Source organism: Terriglobus sp. 2YAB30_2 (assembly GCF_052114765.1).
Classification (GTDB): domain Bacteria; phylum Acidobacteriota; class Terriglobia; order Terriglobales; family Acidobacteriaceae; genus Terriglobus.
In genome coordinates this window covers 80,146-98,562 of the sequence record NZ_JBFRFJ010000015.1, presented here as the reverse complement: position 1 = coordinate 98,562, position 18,417 = coordinate 80,146, and the positions used below count along the sequence as shown (strand labels likewise).

Here is an 18,417-nt window from a genome sequence, read left to right as displayed (position 1 = left end):
CGTTTTGAATTGGAGTTGCGTGATCCGTCCTGCTGTTTTTGCTCTCTCGCTTGCTGCCTTGAGTGTCGTCGCTGTGGCCCCCGCTGCAGCACAGGACACACGCCATGTCACTGAGCCCGTCATCCCTGCGGCCTGCACGGTACTGAAGGCAAAACTGCACGCAGAGAACAATGCTCTGCTGGAAGAAGACGAGCAGAAGCTCGATACGGAGCGCATTCAGCATGCGCTCGACATCTGCGGCAGCGGAAAGGCGGTAGCCCTGCGCGCTGATGGTATGCAGAACGCATTTCTCAGCGGCCCTCTGGAACTGCGCGAAGGTGTCACGCTGTTGGTGGACAAAGGGGTAACGCTCTACGGTTCAAGCGATCCCAAGCTCTATGACACCAAGCCCGGTGGATGCGGTACCTCCGGTCCTGACAGCTCGCCCTGCAGGCCGCTCATTAGCGTGAAGGATGTGAAGAATGCCGCGATTATGGGCGATGGAGCCATCGATGGACGGGGCGGAAGCCGATTGATCGGCAAAAGCTATAGCTGGTGGCAGCAGTCGCGCGCGGCCGAGCCGACGAATACCAAGTACTCTGCACCGCGGTTATTGATTGCGAACCACGCCGACGGCCTGGTTCTGTATCGCATCCGCCTGCATAACTCGCCCAACTTCCATGTCGCGGTGAACAACACAAACGGATTTACCGTGTGGGGCGTGCATCTGTTGACGCCCACCGTGCGCGGGACAGATGCGCGTAATACGGACGGTATCGACCCGGGAAGCTCTGAGAACGTCACCGTCACCAAGAGCTGGATCGACAATGGCGATGACAATATTGCCATCAAGGCCGGCGTGCACCGCATGAGCGTGATCGACAACCACTTCTACAGCGGCCACGGCATGTCGATGGGCTCCGAGGCGCGGGATGAGTCGGACATCCTGGTGGATACGCTGACGCTCGATCACACAACCAGCGGAGTTCGTATCAAGAGCAACGTGCAGCGCGGCGGCATGGTGCGCGGTGTGACCTATCGCAATCTCTGCCTGCGCAATGTTCCCGTGCCGATCTCCATCAGCCCGTTCTATAACGGACAAACGACGGACGGCATCGACGATCTCGGTATGAAGGGGCCGCTGACGCCTGACTACAAGGGCATCCGGATTGAGAACTTCATCAGCCTGACTCCCGGTATCGTTCAGGTTGCAGGTCTTAACGCCGAACATCCGACGGAATTGACTTTGGATGGAGTTGACGTGCGCGGCGTAAAGCCGGAGCAGGTGCGTGCCCGATACAGTTCCATCACCGTTGGACCGAAGGGCGCAAACTTCACCTTTACCAGTTCCGGCGTGACTCCAACGACGCCGACGCCCAAGTTGAAGATGGACTTTAGCTGCGATAACAAGTTTGTTCCGTACCAGGACTAGGAGAAGATGATGTGGATTGCTGCCAGAAGTCTGGGCGCGTTGTTCCTCTGTGCCGTCGTAACCGGCGCTGTCGCTGAAGATGCGTATGTCGGTTCGCAACCGGCCCAGCGCAGGCCGGGGACCGCAGTGCGTGTCGATCTGATCGGTGATTCTACGCAGACCGACAGCGCCGGTTACGGCCGCGGCTTCTGCGCCAACCTCTCGGAGAAGATCGACTGCCTGAATATGGCAAAGGGCGGCGCCAGCACCAAAACCTATCGCGAGCTCGGCCTCTGGGATCGCAGCCTGAGCACGAAGCCCGATTACATGCTGATTCAGTTCGGGCACAACGATATGGAGACGGCCGAGCACCTGGATCGGCAGGTCTCCATGGCGGACTACGAGAAGAATCTGCGTCGCTACGTTGAGGAAGCGCGCGCTCATGGCATTAAGCCGGTGCTGGTGACGCCGTTGACCCGCCGGTACTTCGAAAAGGACGGCAAAGTCCATAGCGATCTTCTGGCGCATGCCGCGACCATGAAGCGGGTTGCCACGGAGATGCAGGTGCCGCTTATTGATCTGCAGGCCGAGAGCATTGCCTATCTGGACGGCATCGGAGAGCAGGCGGGACTGAAGCTCGGCATCACCAAGAAGGACAAGGACGGAAAACTGCAGCCCGACAAGACGCACCTCGATTGGCAGGGAAGCTATGCCTTCGGCCGCATCGTCGCCGTCGATCTCGGCAAAGCTGTTCCTGCGCTGCAGCAGTATGTGCGGCCCAATGCGGCGGAGCTTCCTCCTGAGGGGCAGCTTGCCATGCGTGTCATCCAAGGGGCGCCCTTCAAGGTGGTACTGACCGGTGATTCAACGGTTGCGCTTGAGGGAGGCTGGGGCCCGGGCTTCTGTGCGACCCTTACACCGAACGTCGCCTGTGTTGACCTGGGGCAGAACGGCCGCAGCACGAAGAGCTACATTGATGAAGGCTGGTGGAAGAAGGCGCTGGACGAGAAGGGGAGCTACTACTTCATCCAGTTCGGCCATAACGATCAGAAAGATGACCCGAAGCGGCACGCCGATCCTGATGGCTTGTATAGCGAGAACCTGCGGCGGTTTATTCAGGATGTCCGTTCCATCGGCGGTATTCCGATCATCGTCAGCTCTCTTTCCCGCCGGAACTACAAAGACGGCAGGCTGGTGAAGGATGGCCTGGACGAGTACTCGGCCGCGGCTCGTCGTATGGCTGCGGAAGAGAAGGTGACGTTTGTCGATCTCTTCAGCCTGTCGCAACATTTCCTGTCGGCGAAGACTCAGGAGGAGGCGGATGCGTTCAACGCGACAACTCATCCTGACGCCAATGCCGAGAACGGCAGTGCAGTGAAGCCAGACCGGACGCACCTGAATGACAAGGGCAAAGCGGTCTTCGGCCGGATGGTTGCGGACAATGTCATCCGTACGCAGGTGGAGCTTGGGCCGAATGTCAATGGGCTTCCAGACGGCGCAACCCCGGTCCTGCAGCAGGCTGCACCGACCGACGGACACTAGAGCATTTCCCTGTAGGTGTAGAGTAGGGCTTCCGCATCTATGGGCGTTTTCCGCAATGAAAACGCCGCTGCACACCAGTTCCGGGCTACCCGGCAACAGGGAAAATGCTCAAGCACCAGAACCTATTTCATCCAATAAAGGAGTGGTTCCGTGAACGTTTGTCGCTTGACGGGGCGTCTGGTGATAGTGGCCGTATGTACCTCGTACGCACTGGCCGCAGGGGGCGTGAGGACTCTGACTGTCGCGAAGCAGGGCAAGGCCGACTTCCGCACAGTGCAGGATGCAGTCGATCATGCTCCGTCAGACGGCTCCATTATCCGCATCGCTCCAGGAAAGTACCGCGAGAAGATTCATGTCGGCACGCCAAATATTGAGCTGATCGGTACAGGCAAACTGCCGCAGGATGTCGTCCTGAGTTGGAATGATTCTGCCAAGTCCGCCGGCGGTACAGGCAAGAGCGGAAGCGTGAGTGTCGATGCCGACGGTTTTGCCGCTGAGAACCTCACCATAGAAAATACCTGGGAGTTGGAGCACGAGCGCCTTGAGGAGGGATCTCAGGCGGTGGCATTGCTTATGAGCTCAGATAAGGCGGTGCTCGATCGCGTGCGCCTCCTGGGCGCCCAGGACACCCTCTACGCGAATAGCCGCACCTGCCACGACAATCTTCCAAAAGATGGCAGCGCACCTGCTCCGGGACGCACGGCCTGCCTTGCCTCGCGGCAGTACTTTCACGACTGCTATATCGAAGGGCACGTCGACTACATCTTCGGCGACGCCAAGGCTGTCTTTGATCATTGCGAATTGCACTCCCGCCACCACGATACCGTCATGCTGACGGCGCAAAGCAAGCACTTCCCGGAAGAAGACTCCGGCTACTACTTCCTGCACTGCCGCATTACCGGGCAGGACGTCGGTGACAAGGTAGTCCTTGGCCGTCCCTGGAGGGATTACTCCACGGTGCTGTTCTACGACACGGATGTAGAGCAGAAGATTGCGGCCGATGGATGGTCAGAGTGGAGCGGCCGCCTGAAGACCAGCAACTACCGGGAGTACAAGTCCCATGGTCCCGGGGTGAACGACGGGCATAGGATCGTCAGCTATCCGCCGCTCACGTCCGGCGAGGAAAAGTCCTGGACACCGTCTGGGCTGCTTGGCGCTCCGGATCGCTGGGACCCGGTGGCAGCAGTGGCTCGGCTGCGCAAACTGGTTCGCTAGTTATTGGTCTGACCATTGCCCTATTGAAACTATTTCAAAAAGCATCCTCCCGCCGCTCAGGAGGAAGGGCCGTAAAGCCCGTTGCCGGGCCTTTTCTGTTTGCTGGAAGTCTCTGGAAATAAAGAGGAAAAAGTTCTCTACACGGGCGACGGTAAGGCGGTCTATGTGGCTCCACTCATGGAGATCAATCGAAACGCTTCAATTAATCGAAACTACCGATTAAACCTGACATTTCATCGGTAACTTGCCTACAGTTACCGAACCGTTTCAATGCGGAAAACTTTGTTTGACTCTCATGTTTTCACAAGCGTAACATTCGCACACTCTCGAATTTCGAGACCGAGCCGGCGCATGAGGGTAGGCGCACGGCGGATGATCGCGGCGAACGTATGCCAGCGAGTTCACTTTTAGGAGTAACCAATGACGTTTCGTTCTTCAATATCTCGACTAACGCTTGCAGTTGGTCTGACCAAAGGGGTCGCTCGCTGTGTGACACCTCTGGCTCTGGCTGCAGTGCTATCGGTCTCTGCCAGCGCGCAACTTGCCGGTAAGGGATCGATCAATGGCCGCATCGTAGATGGCACGGGTGCTGTGGTGCCCGATGCGTCTGTCACGATCACCGACATCGGCACCAATAAGAAGCTGACGGTGCAAACGAACCCGTCCGGTGAGTACACGTTTTCTCTTGATCCGGGTAAGTACACCATCATCGTCTCGCGGCAGGGCTTCAAGACTGTTACGCAGGAAAACGTCAACGTAAACGCGCTGCAGACCTTTTCAGTGGATCTGACCCTGCCAACCGGTGAGGCGACTGAGTCTGTGACTGTCTCCGACGCTCCTCCGACGCTCGAGACCTCGAACGCAACTCTGGGTGTGACCATCGAGCAGGAGCAGTATTCTGCTCTTCCGCTGATTCAGGATGGCGGCGGTCAACGCCGCGCGACCGACTTTGCGTCATTGCTGCCGGGCGTCAGCGCTCAGGTAACAAATGGCAATCAGACCACCAACGCCGGTATCGTGAATGGCGGCGGTAGCCGTGGCGCTGTTTCGGCAATCTACATCAACGGTGTACCAATTACTTCGGTAGCTGGAGAAGGTGACCCGCGCTTCGTCTGGACCTCCATGGCCGTTGACGCGATTGAGCAATTTCAGGTGCAGACCGTCGGCTATTCGGCGATCTATGAAGGCCAGGGTGTTCAGAACTACGTGGTCAAGCGTGGTACGAACCGTATCCACGGTGCGGCCTACGACTACTTCCGTGATACCGGGCTGGACACATGGGGTTTCCAGAAGACCACCAACCCGCTGACGGGACAACTCCAGAAGCCTACAGAGCACCAGCACGAGTACGGGCTCTTCGTCGGTTTCCCAATCATCAAGGACAAGCTATTTGTCTTCGGTGGTTATGAAGGATATCGGTTTTCCCGGCAGGTCCCATTTCAGTCGATGACGATTCCGACGCTGAAGATGCGTCAGGGTGACTTTACTGAACTGGCAACCGGTTGCACCGCGTCCAGCAATCCTGCCTCTGGCTGCCTTTATGATCCTGACACGACCACTGTCTCAGGCGGCGGTTACAAGCGTAATGGGTTTGCGGGAAATATCATTCCGGTTTCGCGCCAGTCCGCCGTGGCACGCCGACTCCAGTCGTACCTCCCGGCCCCGACGACCAACACGGTCAACAATAACTACCTCGTGAACTACAAGACAGGTCTGAGCAACTGGACTACGACGAACCGTATTGATTACACGATCAACAGCAAGCAGGCTCTTTCGGTAGTACTCGCCTGGGGCCGTCAGTCAACGACAGCCCCTGCCGCTGTGACAGTTTCGTCCTCGTCCAACGGTATGCCGCCGCCGTACATTTCATCACAGCAGTTTGCTCCGAAGACGAAGGTATTTCTCTTCGAACACACCTACGCGATCACGCCGCGCATCACGAATCAGATCAACTACGCCTTCGGTCGCTATGACGGCCCTGGATTTAACCAGGACATCGGCAATGGCTGGGGCGCTGCTGCAAATGGAATTTCTGGTCTGCCCACTGGACAGGCTCAGGATTCATTTCCGACCGTAACCTTCACTGGCAATACCAACATCAATCGTTGGGCTGGCTATTCCAGCAATCGTCCGGTTGCGAACGGCTTCGTGCTGGTCGATAACCTGCAGTACACCAAGGGCAATCACACGTTCACCTTCGGCGCGCAGATTGCATGGATGCAGTACAACTTCCTTAATAATGCGACCGGTGTGAACCCGCTGCAGTTGACCTTCAACAGCACAGCCACTGGCGCTTTCACTGTTACGAACGGTAATCCCACCACTGCCGTCAATTCGTCCACCGGTCAGGCGTACGGCAGCTACCTGATTGGTGCAGTCAACACTGGTACATTCACTCTGTCTGCCGTCCCGGAGACGGGTGCGCGCTTCCGTCCGATCTCGCCTTATGTTCAGGACAACTGGAAGATTACCTCGAAGCTGACTCTGGATCTGGGTGTGCGTTTCGACTACTTCCCAAGCTACCGTGAAGTGAAGAACCGGTTTGCCTATTTCGATCCGAACGCAACCAATCCGGTGGTTGGAATCAAGGGTGCGGTCGCTTTCGGCGGCTACGGTTCCGGTAAGTGCAATTGCGATCGGCCGGTGAATGACTACTTCAAAGGCTTCAGCCCGCGCGTTGGTTTTGCGTACCAGCTCGACCCGAAAACGGTTATTCGCGGAAGCTATAGCGTTATCTATACCCATGGAAACGCGAATGGCGGCAGCGCCACCGCCCGTCAGGGGGTTGGTCTGCTGGGCTATAGCGTGAGCCCCAGCACAACCTTCACACAACCTACTTCCGGACAGGTCGGTTCGCAGTACTGGAAGCTTGATACAACCTTCCCGTCGTACGCAGCTCCTCCGAACCTTGATCCGGCCATCGGTACCTACAACACCACACTCATTTCCAGCCCTGCTCAGACGCCTTCGTATGCAGATCCGAACTACGGCGGCCGTGCACCTCAGTTCATCAACTGGAACTTCGGTATCCAGCGTGAGCTCACTCCGAGCACTACGCTGACCATGAGTTATGTCGGTTCGAAGGGGCACTTCCTTCAGCCGGACAGCCTGAATGGCCGTGGCATTGCTTCGAACCAGCTCGACCCGAAGTATCTGACTCTCGGTTCGCTGCTCGGCTCGGCGGCATCATCGGCATCCGCTCGTGCCTCTGCAGGTGTAACGCTGCCGTATGCCAGTTTTGGCGGCGTAGGCAACCCGACAATTTCTCAATTGCTCAAGCCATTTCCGCAATACAACAGCATCAGCGATGCATATGGCTTTGTGGGTAATACCAGCTTCCATGCGCTGCAGATCTATATCACGAAGCGCCTGACCAACGGTCTCACGTTCATGACCAACTACCAGTGGTCACGTACGATCGATAACAACGGTACTTTCCGCTCGGGTTATGACATTCCGGCTTCTGTATCTTCTGACGGGCAGTTCCATGCCGCTCGTTCTCTTGATCAGAGCTTGTCTCTCGGAGATCAGCGCCACAAATTCGTGACGACCGGTGCGTATAACCTGCCTTTTGGTACCGGAGCGTTGGGCGGCGGCTCGCGCTGGTCTCGCGTTGCCTTCGGTGGCTTCCGTCTGTCGGGAATCTTCACGGCATACTCAGGGGCTCCCCTGTCGATCACAATGAACTCGTGCAATACAAACCCGTCTCAGAATGCCTGCTATCCGCAGATGAACCCCAGCTACGTTGGTAACGGGCGCCTGCAGAACGTAGGAGTACGTCCTCTTACATCGGCTGAAGTAGGGAGCAAGCAGTTCCTGGATCCGAATGCATTTGTCGCCTACGCCAATGCTCAGGCGCAGTACGACTACAAGTTCAGTACGACGGCACGCACGGCCCCGTATGCGGGTCTCTTCCAGCCTGGCAACTACAAACTGGATTTGAGCCTGCGTCGCGCGATCGATCTACCTCATGTGGGATCGTTCGAGTCGTCGAAGCTCGTTCTGGAAGCCGATTACTTCAACGTAACTAACCACACCCGCTTTGTGTACAGCCAGTCCAATGCTGTGTTGAACACGTTCGGTAGCTCCAGCTATGGAACGATGGTGGTCGACACCTCGGCGCCCATCAACCGCGCGTTGCAGCTTGCTGCCCGCATCGAGTTCTAACCCTCCAACTCGGAAAGCCGCCGGTTCGCCGGCGGCATTTCTTTGGCTACTTTGTTCGCTACCCGTAATTAATTTAAGCCTCCTCTGGAGAAATCATTCGCATGGATCGTCGCTCGTCTCTGCGTAACAGTACGCTTGCCGGCGCCGCCTCTGCTCTGAAATTCGAAGGCGCATACGGGCGACAGAATTCGCAGGCTCTGCTCACGGCAAACGCCCGCAGCATGCGCTACCTCGATGCACAGTTCGATATCTCTGATGACGGTTGGCGTCTCTGGCTCGATCGCAGCGCTACGTGGAAGAACGACACCATCTATCTGCCGGATGATGTAAAGCTAGGATCGCTACCCGTCAACGCCCCGACCGGGGTCGGAGCCTCACCGGCTTCCTGGATGGGCTCCTGGTATTTCATTCGCGAGCACCCTCTCTACGACGGCATGCCTGCTGACCATGGCGAATGCGCTTGCCTGGCTGACAACGAAGAGAACCGCATAACAGTTGTGGTTTCCTCTTGTTCTCTCGTTCAGGTAAGCTTATAGGCCCCTATCCTTTCCAGGAGATTTGCGTTGGCAGTTTCACCGAAGGCGGACGCGCATAAAACGAAGCGGTCCAGCCGGATCAAGATTCAGGACGTGGCAAGGATGGCCCAGGTCTCACTGAGCACCGTCTCCGGCGTGCTCAACGAGAAGGACAACATACGCCCTGAGACACGTCAGCGTGTGTTGGACGTCATTGAGCAGCTCGGCTATACCCCGAATATCTTTGCCAGCAACCTGGCACGCCGGCGCACGAAGCTGATCGGTATCATAGTCTCCGACCTGCTGAATCCATTCTTTGCGGAGATTGCAAAGGCCCTGGATACCCAGGCCCGGGCATTGGGCTATGAGACCTTTCTTGCCTCCACCAGCTTTCATCCGGAACAGCAATACGCTGCGGTACGGCAAATGCTTGCCCTGCGGGTTGCCGGTATCGCCATGATGACTTCGGAGAACGATCCGGAAGCCTTCTCACTGCTGAAGAGCAGCGGCACTCCGACGGTATATCTGGATAATCCCCATGCAGGTCCGCACATCGGTACGGTTCGCGTGGACAAGCGCCACGGTATGTTCATTGCGGTACAGCATCTGCTGGAGCTCGGACATCGCCGGATCCTTCTGATCAAGAACTCGCAGCAGAGTCTTTCGGAGCCGCCGGAGCCGCCCATGCTCTCCCATATGGAGCGCCAGATCGGGTTCGAAGAGGCCCTACTGCGGTACAACCCGAAGGAAATGGACGTACACATCATCGACGAAGCCGGCGAACCTGCCGCCGCCGGTCTACGTGCCGTCCAGCGAGCGCTGGAGCGCTATCGGTTTACGGCTGTCGTAGCGATCAATGATCTTGTCGCCCTGGGAGCTTTCCGTGGATTGCAGGCCGCCGGTCTTTCGATTCCGGAGGATGTCTCTGTCGTTGGCTTCGACAACACCTATCTCTGCGATTTCCTGCATCCGCCGTTGACGACGGTAGCGACCCCACGCGGGGATCTGGCGCGCAGTGTCCTCTCCATGCTGAACGCCTATATCGATGGCGCCGAGCAGCCAAGCGAACCCATGCTCTCCGCCAGCATCGTTCTGCGAGAGTCGACAGCAAAGCCACCTGCAAACTAGGGTGTGCCATCCAACCCGATGACGCGCCCTAGCGTATTTTCCCTGTAGGTGAAGTGTAGGGCCTACGCATTGATGGGCGTTTTCCTCAATGAAAACGCCGCTGCACCCATACTCCGGGATACTGCGAGAGATGGAATGAGAGCTAGCGGGACCAGTATGAGCGGTTCATGGAGAGCCGCCGTTTCAAAGCTGAGCTTAGCGCGGCCTCTCGCTGGCCAAGCTTGTAGCTCAGCAGCTTCGTCGTGGTTCGGAGCAGACTGTATGGCAATAGGTAGGGCTTCACCCGGAGCAGCATCTTGATCTCAGAAAGAACGAATTTCTTACCTTCTCCTGTTGCCTGCCCGAAGTTTTTAAGAAGCCAGGATTCCCGGCTGTGGAAGACGCCAATGTCGAAGTATCGTTTGGCTTCTTCTCGCAAAGATAGGTCATGGGAATGGACCACTGTGGCGTCGGCGACGTAAACCTTTTTATAACCTGCAAGCAGCATGCGCGCTGCTACGTAGGCGTCTTCGCCAAAGATGATGTCCGAAGGGAAACCACCGACCTCCAATAGGGCTTCACGCCGATATGCCGCAAAACTGTTGGAGATGAAGAATGCCTTCATCCCGATGGTTTCGCGCGAATGCAGGGTTACGATCGACGTACTTTCGGGATAGTTGAAATACCGGGCATGCTTCTCAATCGGACCCGCTGCAGCGCGGGGTAACTGGCGGCCATAGGCACATCCCACAAGGGGGTCATTAAACGCCTCAACCAGCTTATTGATCGAATCCGGTGCTGTGAGAACAGCATCCTGCGTCATAAAAAGCAGAATCGGAAATTCGATCTTGCTGGCGGCCATCTGTCGAGTGTGGCCATGATCGAATTCACATCTCTGAATCGGGATGACCGTAAATCCCGCATTTCGAGCGAGTGATGCTGTGTTATCCGTGGAAGCTGAGTCAACAACAAAGATCTGAGAGGGATCGATGAACTGCGATCTTAAACCTCGTATCAAGTCTGGCCAGTCGGTCGCGGCATCCAGTGTGGGGATAATGACCGCAACGTCCTTGATCGTTGTATGCGTAGGGCCGGATTGAATCGATTCTCTGGTTACGGTGAGCGGAACAGGCATAACAGCAAACTCATCCCTGAGAGTAGCATGGTAGTTCAAACATCGGTTATTCTAAAAAGTCGCTTGGGGGGGGTGTTGTTCCCAGAATAACACCTTACCGCGAATCTCCAGGGTACCAGCGAATCCCCCGATCATTCCAACGTTCGACTGCTGGCCCGGTAGGTAAACAGGCGCTTTCCAAAGCTACGCTGCACCTGGAACCGAAGCTCCACGATATCCCAATCCGTGCAGCCGGTCGATGGCACCATACGCCAATGATCGATGGGGGAAGTATAAGTCGTAAACGTGGTCCGGAACTGGTTTGTGCAAGTTCGCTTGTGACAGGGAAGAACAGGTGAAAGGCACAGGAAACCCGAAGCTGTTTGGCAAGACCCGTGTGGCGGAGTAACTGCCAGAGTATTGCCGCATATTTGTCACCATGCTAGAGCATTTTCCCTGTAGGTGTAGTGTTCGGCTTCCGTATCTATGTACGTTTTCCGCAATGAAAACTCCTCTGCACACACTTTATGGGCTACCCAGCAGCAGGGAAAATGCTCTAAATCAGCGGCCCGGAAGCCAGGCGCCAGATGCGGCACGGGAGAGAATTTTCCCTATGTCGCATCTGGCGCGAAAGGCCTTACCGGATGACAGAGATAATGGCTGCTACCACCGCGAACTGGCTGGCAAAGCTGGAGTCGAAGATCGTGCGGAATTTATTGATCTTGAATGATTTTTCTGGAACAACAACGGTATCTCCGGGCGCCAGTCGTAGATTGGCGAAGGCGTGGCCCTGTTCGGCCGAGACGATGGAGCCGTTTGCACGAATGACAAAGGTGCGGGACCGATCTCCGGCAGTCGTGGCGCCTCCTGCCAGCGAGAGATAGTACTTTGCTTTGGCCAGGGGCGCGAAGATGTACGAGCTCTGATTGTTCACCGCTCCAATGACATTGACGGTGCTTGGGCGTGGCGGAATGATCAAGACATCGCCGTCTTCCGGAACCATATTCGGCAGGTCTCCAAATTCATGAGCGTCCGGTGTTGTATTGAGAACGACGCGGCCGGTCGCCTTCTGATTCCGAAGACGCCGCAACAGCTCTGCTTGCAATACAGGCAGGCTGGAAGCGGCCGACGAGGCACTGCCTCCGTTTACCGTCACATTAATGACGGAGTGTTGGATTTCGGCGGTAAGGCGTTCGATGTAATCATCCAGCCGCTGTTGCTGGGCAACGCGGGCCGACTCACGTGTAAACTCCGCTCCGAACGGATACGCATTGGCGGTGAGGCCGCCCGCTTTCTTTATGACGTCAGTCCAGCTTTCGTTATTTCCCACTCCGTAGACGCCGGCCATGGTGACCTCGCCTTCTACGCGGACGAACTTCGTCTGCTGTTCTCTCGGAACAGTAACGTCTGCCTGGGAGAAAATCGTGACGACATCTTCGGGTTGAAGTTCCTTGTCCTCGCTCATGTCATGATCCAGGACAAGCTTTCCTAGATTGAAAGGGACGAGGGTGCTTTTAAGGGTAACTGGGTCTTTACGCTCGATGACAGCGTAACTCCAATCGATATCCGGGGCCGGAATAGTGATCTTTACCGCTTTGGCGGCTCCCTTACTGACCTGGTCGCGTCCTGAGATGGAGCCTTGGCTGGGATTGGGATATTGATTGGGATATTGATTGGGATATTGATCTCTGCTTCCAGCAGTTCCAGTGGCGCCGTTTTGGTTCAGATAGAGATTGGAATTTGCTTCGGAAGCGCCGTTGGGGGAGTACTGATTGGGGTACTGCTGCCCAACGGTCTGATCAGAGGTCGTGCCTGTCGTGGCCGTCCCATTGGGATACTGCTGCGAGGCAGCGTCGCGCGAGGTTATGCCCGTATCTCCAAGAGCGTTGCGGCGTGTTGTTGCCAGAGGCTGAAAGTCGGGTTCGACCGCCAGGCGATTGTGCGTGTACCAGTAGCCTTTGGTAAGCAGAGCGTTCTTCTCGGGGAGAATGTCGCTGAGTTTCAGGCCTGCATGCCACGCAAATCGGAGCGGTTGCACAACATTTCCGCGAAGGGTAATTGCATTTGAAAAGGACGGAGGAAGTTCGGGGACGAAGACGATATCGCCATTGCGTATAGGGGTCTCTGTCAGGGCCGTCGACGGGATACGAAGGATGGTTCTGTTGTCGCCCGGAACGATGCGTTCAATTGTGAGAGGGGATTCGGCGGCGGTATTCAATCTGCCGCCTGCCAGACTCAGCGCAGCCTCTACGGACTCGCCTCCCAGCAATTCGTAGACCGCGGTATCTTTGACGCTTCCGCCAATTGCGATCTGCTCGCCGACAGGAGGAATGAAAATGACGTCCCCGGGCATCAAACGGACATCTTTGGTTTTATCGCCGAACCGCAGAAAACGATACAGATCGAGTTCCGTCACTGTTTCGCCGCCGCGACGAAGCTGGATCCGGCGGAATGAACCCGTATTGGCAGGGCCCCCGGAGGAGAAGAGTGCACTGATGAGGGTGCTGAAGGAACTTACGGTATAGCTGCCTGGTTGCCGTGCCGCTCCCGTGACGAAGACCTGGATCGAACGCAGACGACCCAACTCGACGGAGAGGTTGTAGTTGCGATAAATGCGGTCAATAGCGCCACGAAATGTGTTTTCCAGATTGCTGAATGGAATGCCGGCAACCGTAATTTTTCCAACTTGGGGAAGATAAATCGCTCCGGCACGATCGACGGAGACTCTCTGATTCATAGAGACGGATCCCCACATCCGCACCAGCACTTCATCTCCAGGAGCAAGCTGGTAATCGTCGGGTACCTGCATTGCGGTATTGGGTGGGTAATCGTTCGGATCACGGAAAAAGCGGCGTCCGAAGATCGAAGGCAATGTACGAAATGTGTTTGCGGCGGCGAGTTGCAGCGGCAGTGGAGGCACCGACGGCTGTGTAAGCAGGCGTTCCCGGCGGGCGGCACTCTCCTGATCCGGGCGAAGAGGGTTGCTGTCCCGTTGCTGCTGTTGTTGTTGCAAACTCTGATCGTCGAGCGAGGGATACGCATTCCCGCTCTGGGGACGTTGCACCTGCGGAGTGGGGGCAAGACCCGTCTGCTGCTGCTGCTGCTGCGCGGCGGGATCGGGATATTGTGTCGCATTGTTCGTGCCCGCGCCATACTGAATGTCATACTGCTGCAGGATCGTCGTCGGGTTAACCGAAGGAGCCTGGCCGTGAATGGCTGATACTGATGCTGAAAAATAGCTGAAACAGGCGACGAATGTGATCAGGCGAATCTTGAAAGGCACGGACGGAGACTACTCCTCACTTTAGCAGCAGTATAGCTGCTGTCGCCCAACGACAGCAGTAATGTTGAATCCCGCAGATTCTTCTGAACAAAGGATAGTTTGACAAAAGCGGGGATCAGCTCCGGCCTATGGCTGCCGCTGGCTCGGTGCCGATGTAAGTTGCTGGATAGAGGACGCTGTTTCCGGTGCGTTGGAATATATCGGCCAATCTGGAATATGCCGGCAGGAGCTGGACTTACGAGAAATCTTCCGGGAGATCTTTTTTCCAGTCTTCAAATGCCTCTTCCAGCGTAAACCGGAATCGATATCCTAACTCCTCCAGACGCATGGGATAGACATTCGTGGAGCGAAATAGTTTCCGTACCCGAACCGGATTGATGGGAGTTTTTATCCCAAAGGCAGACGCCAATGTGGAGACCGGGTAGGAAACCCCAAGCAGCAGAGATCGAGGCACCGATAGGGGAGAACGTTTCAACCCGACGGTCTTTTGAATAGCCCGCACAAAATCCTGGAGCTTTGGGGTAGGCCCGAATGAAAAATTAAGCAACAGAAAACTCTGCTGATGCTCTTGCAGGTAGGCCATGGCGAACAACATGACCTGACAAAGCTCCTTGACGTAGCCGCCCGCCTTGATCGTATCGCGATTCCCCATGTAGACGAAGTAACCCTTCACAAGGCTGCGAACCAGGCGGGTTACATTGCCACCTTCGCCTGGGCCAAAGACGACCCCCGGACGCATGATGACAAGTCTTCGAGCACTATCGCCTGCCAGCCAGGCCAGATGAATTTTTTCAGCGGCCAGTTTCGAGCTTCCGTAAGGGCTCTCGGGGGTAGGGATGGATCGCTCATCCTTTCGGCTTTCGGACGGGCCATACGGCGAGATGCTGCTGGTAAAGATGATCTTTCGTGAGGATGTTCGCGTGGCCCAGTCACAGACATGCTCGGCCCCCAACAGATTCGTTTCAAAATATTCGGGGGCCGCATGGCCGGGTTCACGGTGGATCGCGGCAAAATTGAAGACAATCTCAGCCTGTGGCAGAAGATCTGTGGGCATTGGCTGCCGTACGTCATGCTGGACAAAGACAGCGCGCCCGGAAGAGAGCGCCTCCACAATAGGACGTGCATAGCCTTCCGTACGAGGAGGGCGGATATCCACCAAATAAATCGTATTCCGGGGATCGGCAGCAAGCAGCGTTAGTGCTGTGTGGGTGCCAATAAACCCGTTCCCCCCAAAAATAACGAATGACCTGTTCAACGCGTCCATGGGCTCAGTCGTCCTGTTCCTAGCCTAAAAAGTGTGTCAGTTTCGTGCAGTCAGTGTCAGAGTAGACGTAGTTTTGGCTTGCAGCCTCAAGCAATACGGAAGCTGAAGATTGTTCACAACCCCATTGGGGAAAACTCATTACGGCTGACATGAATATGAAACAAACGGGCCTGATCCACCATTGGTGACGTCTCCATTCTCTGTATACGTGTACTCCCTAGAATAGCCGGTCGCTTTGAATCGACAAAATCCTCCGAAGATATGTCGACAAACCGACATCCACCGGACTTTTTAGATAAAGCGCGGGGAAAGCTGAACGGATGTATGGATTCCGGTAGGAATTGACGGTACGTAACCGGCACTGGCAAAGCTACTTTATCGCGCGGACTGTGCCGCTGCCCTTGCCTGGGCTTCGATAGATTCCCGGAACTGTTGTTTAATCTCGTCCGCAAGTGACTGCAGTGCCCCATTTTCGGTGAACTCTCTCAGGTGGGCGTCGATTGACCGCTCCGCATTCGTCACGGCAGCCTCAACACTAACGGGGTCATCCGCCTGTACGGACTGAAACATCATGTCGCCGTTGACCCGGGCGATCAGTTCGTCGAAGTCCTGTCGAAGCTGAGCTGCGGCCGTATCGCTGCCGACGGTGATATTGATCTCACGGCTCATTGCATTTCTCCTGTTTCGGTCTGCTGGGGAAGGTGGAGAGCCCAGGGGCTTGCCTCTCCATAACCGGTGCGCCGCAACCCAGCCGTCCCAAGCAGCTGTTCCAGAGAGCGGCTGCCAACGACGACCAGTTCCTTTGTCTCCGGGGACTCGCGGAGATAGAGATCGGCCTCCGCGAGCCACTCCGAAAGCTGTTGTGCCGAAGCCTTTGCAACGCTTCCAGAGGTCAATAGTGGAAAGTAATACTTGAAGTTTTGGAACTCTCCCTCTGCCATATAACGCTTTAGCGTCTGCTTGGTGTGCTGCATATATCGCTGTGCCGCGGCAAGTGTGTCGGCCTCGCGGAAGCACATCAGGTTGGCAACTCCGCGGGCGCTCATGACCTCATACGCGGCAAGCGATTGCTGCAGGTTCGAGACGAAGATGCACGACCGGTCGGCCAGCCGGGGCTGAGTACCGTATTCCATATTCAAGAGATCGTCGAACCTCAGCTTGCGTGGAGCGGCTTCTGAGGGGTCAAAGCAGAAGCCCATCTCGGGCGACCATTGACGAGCATGAGATCCGTAGACCTTGCTTCCTCCCTCCTGGTGAAGTTGCTGTGTATCTAGCCAGAGAGCGGGTGTGCYGAGTCCGAGTTTTTCCGCCGCCGCAAGCAGCCTCTTCACCAGGTCAACGACGGGAGAACGTGCTTCACCCCAGAGGGGAAACGCGAGGTTCGGGACGCAGAACGCCTGGAACGGTGCGGCGCACTCTACCGGTGTGAGCTCGAGAACGGTTATGGCGGTCGCGGTGCTCATAATGGGTACTCGTCTCCATCCTTTTTGATCTCCTCCAGAAGCGCAATCAAGCGCTCGTCGAAGTCCGGATCGCGAAAGGCCAGCAGAATGCCCCGATCCTGTTCGCTCTCGATGCAATAGGCCGAGAAAATCTCAAACCACCTTTGGCGGTCGTCCGGCGACGCGTCCAGAAAGTGGGAGCTGTTAAAGCGAGGCAGCACAAACATCGAATGTTTTTTGGCGGGGCCGTCCGGAAGATGGGCTGCAAAGATCTCACGGCTCTTCGCCAGGAATGGGTGCTGCAGACGAGCCCCTTTGCGAATCATGGCATCGAAGTTCGTATCTTTCATGGCAGGATGGGTTGCGAGGACGCGCGGAAGCTCAATCTTTGGCCCGACAGGTTCCTGCCCGGCATCGATCCACAACATCAGCATGCCGCCGGCTCCGAAGAAGTCCTGCCGTTGCTGGGGCTGCTGTTCTCCGGCAAACCATGCGCAGTACTCGGGGACCAGATGATCAAGATTGAGCAGGCCATCGGAGCTGTGACTCTCGGTAAGCTTCTTGATCTCCATCGACGTGGGGACCGCAGGCAGCTGCTGGTTGGGCGCGAGCAGCATGCCTGTCATGGGCCGGTAGTCAAACATCGTGTTGACGAAGCGCTCATTCAGGTCCGTGCGGGTGTACTTCAGGAGTAGAAAGTTCTCTGAGGTCTGCTTCTCTTGTTTCAGGTCTTCATCCAGCCGCGCGATGAACTTCAGGATCCATTCCCGTCGACGGAATTTGATCGGGAACTCGGATACCGGCAGCCAATAGAGCGAGATATCGTCGATGGCATTTGCGCGGTGAAATGGCTCGAGCTGCCGCAACGACCTTACAGCAGTAAGACGGCGGCGGGCGGGTGTGGATATAAGTTCTTGCGTCATGATGATGCTCTATTGGCCGCACCGCTCGAACCGTACTGAGAGATTGAGTGCGGCATGATCCTGATTGCAGACAAGCGAGACTCTGCCATTCGCACGCCCATCCTGCAGGGAAATGTTGTCCGTTTTGTAGACGGAACAGGTGTTTTCGGGGAAGTCGACGGTCTTGCGATCGTATTCGAGATGAACCTTCCTGGTGCTGGGTGCAAGGGACATCGTGACGACAGCTTTTCCATCGGCCAGAAACGATAGCTCCTGGGAGCTGGCATGGTAGCGGCACGAATCGACGTGACGGTCCCAGGTCTGCGAGGACGGCGTATTGGGGTCTTGGACGTTGACGCCGCCGACTGCGGCATTTGAGCCCTTTAGATTCGTGCTGCCCATCGCCATTTCGGCTGCGTTGCAGCCCGTCATGATCGTGAGAGCCGCGAAGGTTGCCGTTGCTGCAACATGCATGA

13 protein-coding genes are annotated in these 18,417 nt (G+C 56.4%); 6 read left to right on the top strand and 7 right to left on the bottom strand.

Annotated elements, in window-relative coordinates; genetic code table 11:
- Positions 1 to 19 precede the first annotated feature (19 nt).
- The 6 genes from AB4Y89_RS19570 (at position 20) to AB4Y89_RS19545 (ending at position 9,957) form a co-directional block, all read left to right on the top strand.
- Positions 20 to 1,411, top strand: a complete 1,392-nt coding sequence (locus AB4Y89_RS19570; RefSeq protein WP_442302624.1) for a glycoside hydrolase family 28 protein — start codon at positions 20 to 22, stop codon at positions 1,409 to 1,411.
- 6 nt (positions 1,412 to 1,417) lie between these two features.
- The gene (locus AB4Y89_RS19565; protein WP_442302623.1) at positions 1,418 to 2,932 is read left to right on the top strand and encodes a GDSL-type esterase/lipase family protein; all 1,515 of its coding nucleotides are present in this window, start codon (positions 1,418 to 1,420) and stop codon (positions 2,930 to 2,932) included.
- A gap of 225 nt (positions 2,933 to 3,157) precedes the next feature.
- Positions 3,158 to 4,147: a pectinesterase family protein gene (locus tag AB4Y89_RS19560; protein ID WP_442302622.1), complete on the top strand. Its 990-nt coding sequence runs from the start codon at positions 3,158 to 3,160 to the stop codon at positions 4,145 to 4,147.
- A gap of 420 nt (positions 4,148 to 4,567) precedes the next feature.
- On the top strand, positions 4,568 to 8,314 hold the full coding sequence (locus AB4Y89_RS19555; protein WP_442302621.1) for a TonB-dependent receptor domain-containing protein: 3,747 nt from the start codon (positions 4,568 to 4,570) through the stop codon (positions 8,312 to 8,314).
- Between the two features lie 101 nt (positions 8,315 to 8,415).
- Positions 8,416 to 8,850 carry a hypothetical protein gene (locus AB4Y89_RS19550; protein ID WP_442302620.1) on the top strand — a complete coding sequence of 145 codons (435 nt, stop codon included), beginning with the start codon at positions 8,416 to 8,418 and terminating at the stop codon, positions 8,848 to 8,850.
- Between the two features lie 27 nt (positions 8,851 to 8,877).
- Positions 8,878 to 9,957: a LacI family DNA-binding transcriptional regulator gene (locus AB4Y89_RS19545; RefSeq protein ID WP_442302619.1), complete on the top strand. Its 1,080-nt coding sequence runs from the start codon at positions 8,878 to 8,880 to the stop codon at positions 9,955 to 9,957.
- 142 nt (positions 9,958 to 10,099) lie between these two features.
- Here the strand turns inward: AB4Y89_RS19545 and AB4Y89_RS19540 are convergent, their stop codons facing one another.
- From AB4Y89_RS19540 to AB4Y89_RS19510, 7 genes are all read right to left on the bottom strand, one after another.
- Positions 10,100 to 11,071 (bottom strand): glycosyltransferase family 2 protein, encoded by a 972-nt coding sequence (locus tag AB4Y89_RS19540; RefSeq protein ID WP_442302618.1) that lies wholly within the window; start codon positions 11,069 to 11,071, stop codon positions 10,100 to 10,102.
- A gap of 616 nt (positions 11,072 to 11,687) precedes the next feature.
- Positions 11,688 to 14,333 (bottom strand): SLBB domain-containing protein, encoded by a 2,646-nt coding sequence (locus AB4Y89_RS19535; RefSeq protein ID WP_442302617.1) that lies wholly within the window; start codon positions 14,331 to 14,333, stop codon positions 11,688 to 11,690.
- Positions 14,334 to 14,568: 235 nt separating this feature from the next.
- Positions 14,569 to 15,597: an NAD-dependent epimerase/dehydratase family protein gene (locus AB4Y89_RS19530; RefSeq protein WP_442302616.1), complete on the bottom strand. Its 1,029-nt coding sequence runs from the start codon at positions 15,595 to 15,597 to the stop codon at positions 14,569 to 14,571.
- 375 nt (positions 15,598 to 15,972) lie between these two features.
- Positions 15,973 to 16,266: a hypothetical protein gene (locus AB4Y89_RS19525; protein ID WP_442302615.1), complete on the bottom strand. Its 294-nt coding sequence runs from the start codon at positions 16,264 to 16,266 to the stop codon at positions 15,973 to 15,975.
- Complete coding sequence (locus tag AB4Y89_RS19520; RefSeq protein ID WP_442302614.1) at positions 16,263 to 17,060, bottom strand: hypothetical protein; 798 nt, start codon at positions 17,058 to 17,060, stop codon at positions 16,263 to 16,265. The genes AB4Y89_RS19525 and AB4Y89_RS19520 overlap by 4 nt, the downstream gene beginning before the upstream one ends.
- Positions 17,057 to 17,962, bottom strand: a complete 906-nt coding sequence (locus AB4Y89_RS19515; RefSeq protein ID WP_442302613.1) for a hypothetical protein — start codon at positions 17,960 to 17,962, stop codon at positions 17,057 to 17,059. Before AB4Y89_RS19515 ends, AB4Y89_RS19520 begins: the two co-directional genes overlap by 4 nt.
- A gap of 9 nt (positions 17,963 to 17,971) precedes the next feature.
- Positions 17,972 to 18,415 (bottom strand): hypothetical protein, encoded by a 444-nt coding sequence (locus tag AB4Y89_RS19510; protein ID WP_442302612.1) that lies wholly within the window; start codon positions 18,413 to 18,415, stop codon positions 17,972 to 17,974.
- Positions 18,416 to 18,417 lie beyond the last annotated feature (2 nt).

Excerpts from the sequence above, each read along its gene's own strand:
- AB4Y89_RS19550 (WP_442302620.1), top strand. The coding sequence starts at position 8,416 with ATGGATCGTCGCTCGTCTCTGCGTAACAGTACGCTTGCCGGCGCCGCC.
- AB4Y89_RS19530 (WP_442302616.1), bottom strand. The coding sequence starts at position 15,597 with ATGGACGCGTTGAACAGGTCATTCGTTATTTTTGGGGGGAACGGGTTT.
- AB4Y89_RS19525 (WP_442302615.1), bottom strand. The coding sequence starts at position 16,266 with ATGAGCCGTGAGATCAATATCACCGTCGGCAGCGATACGGCCGCAGCT.
- AB4Y89_RS19510 (WP_442302612.1), bottom strand. The coding sequence starts at position 18,415 with ATGCATGTTGCAGCAACGGCAACCTTCGCGGCTCTCACGATCATGACG.
- AB4Y89_RS19540 (WP_442302618.1), bottom strand. The coding sequence starts at position 11,071 with ATGCCTGTTCCGCTCACCGTAACCAGAGAATCGATTCAATCCGGCCCT.
- AB4Y89_RS19555 (WP_442302621.1), top strand. The coding sequence starts at position 4,568 with ATGACGTTTCGTTCTTCAATATCTCGACTAACGCTTGCAGTTGGTCTG.
- AB4Y89_RS19565 (WP_442302623.1), top strand. The coding sequence starts at position 1,418 with ATGATGTGGATTGCTGCCAGAAGTCTGGGCGCGTTGTTCCTCTGTGCC.
- AB4Y89_RS19515 (WP_442302613.1), bottom strand. The coding sequence starts at position 17,962 with ATGACGCAAGAACTTATATCCACACCCGCCCGCCGCCGTCTTACTGCT.